The sequence below is a fragment of the Vibrio sp. V33_P6A3T137 genome (assembly GCF_009904835.1).
Classification (GTDB): Bacteria; Pseudomonadota; Gammaproteobacteria; order Enterobacterales; family Vibrionaceae; genus Vibrio; species Vibrio metschnikovii.
Genome location: NZ_WXWK01000012.1, coordinates 1 through 4,992 on the forward strand (window position 1 = coordinate 1; position 4,992 = coordinate 4,992).

At 41.8% G+C, this 4,992-nt stretch carries 4 protein-coding genes; 2 read left to right on the plus strand and 2 right to left on the minus strand.

Going from position 1 to position 4,992, the window contains the following annotated elements; all coding sequences use genetic code 11:
* Together CAG60_RS01150 and CAG60_RS01155 are read left to right on the plus strand one after the other, a co-directional pair.
* Positions 1–759, plus strand: a 759-nt coding sequence (locus CAG60_RS01150) for an epoxyqueuosine reductase QueH (protein ID WP_443275309.1), incomplete at its 5' end; no start/stop codon positions are given.
* Between the two features lie 259 nt (positions 760–1,018).
* Entirely contained in the window at positions 1,019–1,621 is a 603-nt protein-coding gene (locus CAG60_RS01155; RefSeq protein ID WP_158145191.1) for a Fic/DOC family protein, read from the plus strand.
* 155 nt (positions 1,622–1,776) lie between these two features.
* Here CAG60_RS01155 and CAG60_RS01160 read toward each other — a convergent pair whose 3' ends face one another.
* On the minus strand, positions 1,777–2,835 hold the full coding sequence (locus CAG60_RS01160) for an ElyC/SanA/YdcF family protein (protein WP_443275312.1): 1,059 nt from the start codon (positions 2,833–2,835) through the stop codon (positions 1,777–1,779).
* A 366-nt stretch (positions 2,836–3,201) separates the two neighbouring features.
* Complete coding sequence (locus tag CAG60_RS01165) at positions 3,202–4,833, minus strand: methyl-accepting chemotaxis protein (protein WP_161438086.1); 1,632 nt, start codon at positions 4,831–4,833, stop codon at positions 3,202–3,204.
* Positions 4,834–4,992 lie beyond the last annotated feature (159 nt).

The following is a 4,992-nucleotide window of genomic DNA, read 5'->3' on the forward strand; positions in this document are numbered from 1 at the left end:
GATCCCGATTTCATCCACTTTTTAGACTTATCATTAATCGCTAGAAAACTGGCTGCATATTGGTACAATACGTTAACATTATTTATTCACCCTCATGTCTTTAGGCTTATGTCTACTTTACAAAGTATTATCTTAGAAACCCCGAACGTCTCGAACAACGTTTTACTGCACTCTTGCTGTGCCCCTTGCGCCGGCGATGTGATGGAACGAATGGTTAAAGCGGGAATCGAGCTTACGGTCTTTTTCTATAACCCGAATATCCATCCAGAAAAAGAGTATTTGATCCGTAAAGAAGAGAACATTCGTTTTGCTGAAAAACTGGGGATTCCGTTTATTGACGCAGATTATGACGCGCCAAACTGGTTTGAACGAGTGAAAGGCATGGAATGGGAGCCCGAGCGCGGCATTCGCTGCACTGAGTGCTTTGACATGCGTTTTGAACGCACTGCGTTGTACGCCCATGAAAATGGGTTTGACACTTTCACCAGTTGCTTAGGGATCTCGCGTTGGAAAAATATGCAACAAATTAATGACTGTGGTCAACGCGCTGCAGCACGTTACCCAAGCCTGACTTACTGGACATTCAACTGGCGCAAGCAAGGTGGAGCGAGTCGCATGGTTGAACTGGCCAAGCGAGAACGTTTTTACCAACAAGAGTACTGCGGCTGTATCTATTCACTGCGTGATACCAACCGCTGGCGAGTGGCCAATGATAGACCACGAATTCAAATTGGTGTGCAGTATTATACTGATGAGTAAATCGTTTTTCTGCGATCATCTAACCAAAGCAATCTTACGTTTAACATTTGATCCTGATTAGCCACACCATTACACTGACAACGTGACATCATAAGGTTGAGAGAATATATGCAGAATAGTCATGCCAAAATTGATATTCCAGAGCGCTCTGTGAAACGAAAATTTGTGCCTAAGCTGAGTAATTTCAAAGTTAGCGCATCCTATGAGGGGCTAATCGCTAGTGGTAAACCCTCAACTCTAGAAGCCCTAAAGCGCCAATATGCGAGATAAGTACGGCGTCAGTCGGGATCATTATTGCTATCCCGACTCGGAGACACTCGAAAATCAACTGAATATTCAAGGCAGTGATGAACTGCATGAGGCGGAAACCGCCTTTTCTGAATACCGATATATCCACTACGTCAGCCACCTTTCTACTTTAGAGCAATTCGACGTTGAGCACTTTCGAACCCTGCATTGGGTACTTTTTCAAGATGTCTACTCATGGGCTGGAAACTATCGCGATGTTGATATTAGCAAGGGCACGACGCGCTTTTGTAATTGTCTCTATATTGAAAGAGAGCTAAACCGCCAGCTGGCACGAATTCCTCAGCTACGTAACTGTGTCGATAGAGCTGCGTTTGTGCGCCTGATTGCTGATATTTTCTGTGAAATTAATATCGTTCATCCCTTTCGCGAAGGTAATGGCAGAGCAACGCGATTTTTCTTTGAAGAGTTAGTCTTTGTGGCAGGGTATGAACTGGATTGGCCTGAAGTATCCAAAGACCACTGGATTGAAGCCAATATTCAAGGCTATCACGGCAATTTATCGCTTCTCGAAGAACTATTTGATAGAGCGATCAGCCAAACCAAGCTCTTATAAATTGCTTTATTCTCCACCTTCATGATTCACGCAAGGTCAAGTCCTACTCATCATCCAAATACACCAATCAAACATACTTAGTGTCAACTCATGCTGAATTGAATGTAATTTGTCGTCACCACCAGCACGGCAACAACAAATTACACAACGTGCACTTAGCGAGATTCTAGTGGATAAGAACGATAGCTCCACATACCATAAGTTCTTAAAGCATCACGATAAATGCCTAACAACTCTGATTGACTGGCTTGCTTTAAATCGGCAAGCGGCTTATCAGGGTAACTGACTGTATCAAAAGTAATACCACTAGGGCCGGTTTGCCAACTGGCAATTTCAAATAAGGCCTGCCCACGACGGACATGGCTAGCAGAACTGATGATCGTGGCATGATCTATTTTATGTCTCGCTAAGGCATAGCTACTGAATAATGCATTATCAACCGTACTTGTCGCGTAGTTCTCTTCAATAATTCGATTCGAGTTGATACCTTTCGCTATCAACCAATCTGCCATCAGTTTGCCTTCGGTTTTATGATTTTGAGGAACACCGCCTGTTAAAATAATAATGGCATTAGGATCCGCTTTCGCCATCGTCAACGTTGTTTCTAAACGAGCAATCAGAATATCATGCATTGAACCATCAGGGTTTAGTGCATAGCCCAAAGTGACAATCGCATTTTTTCCAGCCTTAGGCTGATGTGCGGTTTCTTTTAATGGCGTTGTTAATATTCGATCCACCACAGCAAAAATCTTCTGTAAATCGGATAAACGACCGGGATTCAGCTTAGCCAATGCATTCATATGTTGCTTTGATCTCGTCTCATCCCCTTTGACTCTTAACCACACCGCAAGATAAGAATGAAGATCGATATCGTCGGGAGCAACAGCTAACGCTTGCTGGTAAAGATCGAGTGCTCTATCAATGTCGCTATTGTATATTTGAGCATTCGCTGCGGAAATTAATAAATCGGTACGGTAAGGCTCAAGCTGATAGGCCTCTAATAAGCGGTCAGTGACGATTTGCATGTTCGTCGGCATTTTGGCCGTAAAACCAGCATGAGAAATACGTGATGGGAATTTAAAGGCAGTAACGGCATCCACTAACAGTTGGTCCACAACCTGACGCTTAGTAACCAGTTGTGTATAGTCAACACTAGAATGGGCAACGGTAGTTTGAGTTTGCGCTAATGAATAAAATGGAATTACTAACGTCATAGCACCACTTAACATCATAGCAACAATGCTTTTTTTCATGACTTAGCTCTCTATAAAATAAAATGAACAAGTAATTTTTCATTGTAAATTTACCGAAAAAAATGATTGTGAAATCACTCGCAAATTACTATTTTCAAGCACTTAATATGGCTAAACTCTGGCTCAACCTCTCAAAAAGTCATTGCATTCACAATAAAATTTCACCTAGAAAATTAAGATCTTTATCGATCTACACTTTTCAGTAGTACACTGCCTGCCTTTCCTGAAAATTCATCATCTATCCACGCACAAAATAAATGTAAACTACCTTATTAAAAAGCCGTATTCTCTTGCGAGTAATACGGCTTTGCACACAAGGCTAGCGATTTACAGTTTAAAGAAAGCAAGTTGGGCTTTTTGCTTCTCAGCAAGTTGCGAAAGCTCAGCACTCGCGCTGGCACTCTGGCTAATACCAGTGACATTCTGATTTACTAGCTCAGAAATGTTAACCACGTTACGATTAATATCTTGTGTCACTTGTGACTGCTGCTCTGCTGCAGTAGCAACCTGAGTATTAGAATCATTAATATCCGAAACCGATTCTGAGATGCCAACCAATGCGTCACTTACACGCTGGGTCAACTCACTATTATGAGCCAACATCTCAATCGTAGTTTGCATACTATCATTGGCTAAAACGGATTGATTTTGCAAATCCTCAATAATCACGCCGATTTCCTTAGTCGAACTTTCTGTACGTCCCGCGAGCATTCGTACTTCATCGGCGACCACAGCAAAACCTCGCCCCGTTTCACCAGCACGAGCCGCTTCAATCGCCGCATTCAACGCTAATAAATTAGTTTGCTCAGAGACATTACGAATGACTTCAACGACATCATTAATTTTCTCTGATTGATCCTTCAAACGTTGTACTAAGCTTGCCGCATGGTTCAAGGCCTCCGACATTTGAACACTCGCTTGAACACTCTCTTGAGAAATCGCCAAACCGGATTTAGCTAATTCATCAGCCATACGAGCCGTCGAATCGGCAACGGAGGCATTATCACTGACATTATCAGCCGTGCTCGACAACTCATTCACTGCAGAAGCCACTTGTTCAACTTCAGACAATTCTTGCTGTGCATTTGATTCCGCTTGAGTCATTACCGCGGCTAATTCCGTTGACGCCGATGCCACTTCTTCACTGATTCGATTCAGATGATCAACCATACTATGCAGTTGAGAAGCGGTGGTATTGACATCCTGACTGAGAATTGAAATTTCGTTTTTACCCTCAACTGTTGCTCGGACCGTCAAATTCCCCTGTGCCAACTCACGCATCACTCCTTGAATATGCTGAATAGGTGCAACAATCATTTTTGAAAGCACCCAAGCAATCATCAATGATATCCCAAGCACAGATAAGACAATCGCCATAGCAACATTCATTTCATAACGTTCGTACGCCTCAATCTCAGCATAGGCTTTAGCTTCACGCTCCTTTGCTCTATCACTGACATTGACAACTGTCGCGAGTAAATCTACTGCCTGATCTCGAAACGAAGCATTCTTCGCAACAAATTCACTCTCAGAAGCAGTCCCTTTTTCGTACTGTTCTAAAAATATGAGCATCTGTCTTGAACTGTTTAAGAACTCATCCACAAGATTAAGAATATGAGGCACATCGTTTTGATAATACTCATCTTGCTGTAATATTTTTAAATGAGTACTGATGTTTTTTTGTCTTTGCAGTAATTTAGCCATGAGATCCTTTCGAATGGCTGGCGAGATTATAGAATCAGCCACATGAAGACGCATATCGTTAATGTCATCGACGACATTAACGGATAGCGCATCTGTTTGATCTTGATATAAGACTCTCATCACTGAAGCGTTTTCTCGTACACTTTCCAGATCATTTTTAATGATCCACAAGCTGACCGTTAAAGCGAATGTAGCAACTAAAACGGGAAGCATAACCTGAACCCGAATAGAGAAATTTTTTAATGAAAATTGCATACGTGTTGTCCAATAAAATGGCGGTAGTTTTCAAAGAAACTAAAAATTGAGTTTAAAAGGTGAGCAACTGTAAAGCTTGACGTACGCACTATCCAAGTGAAAAGTTATAAAATTATATCTATCTGAAAATATACTTATATAACAAAACATTAATATTTC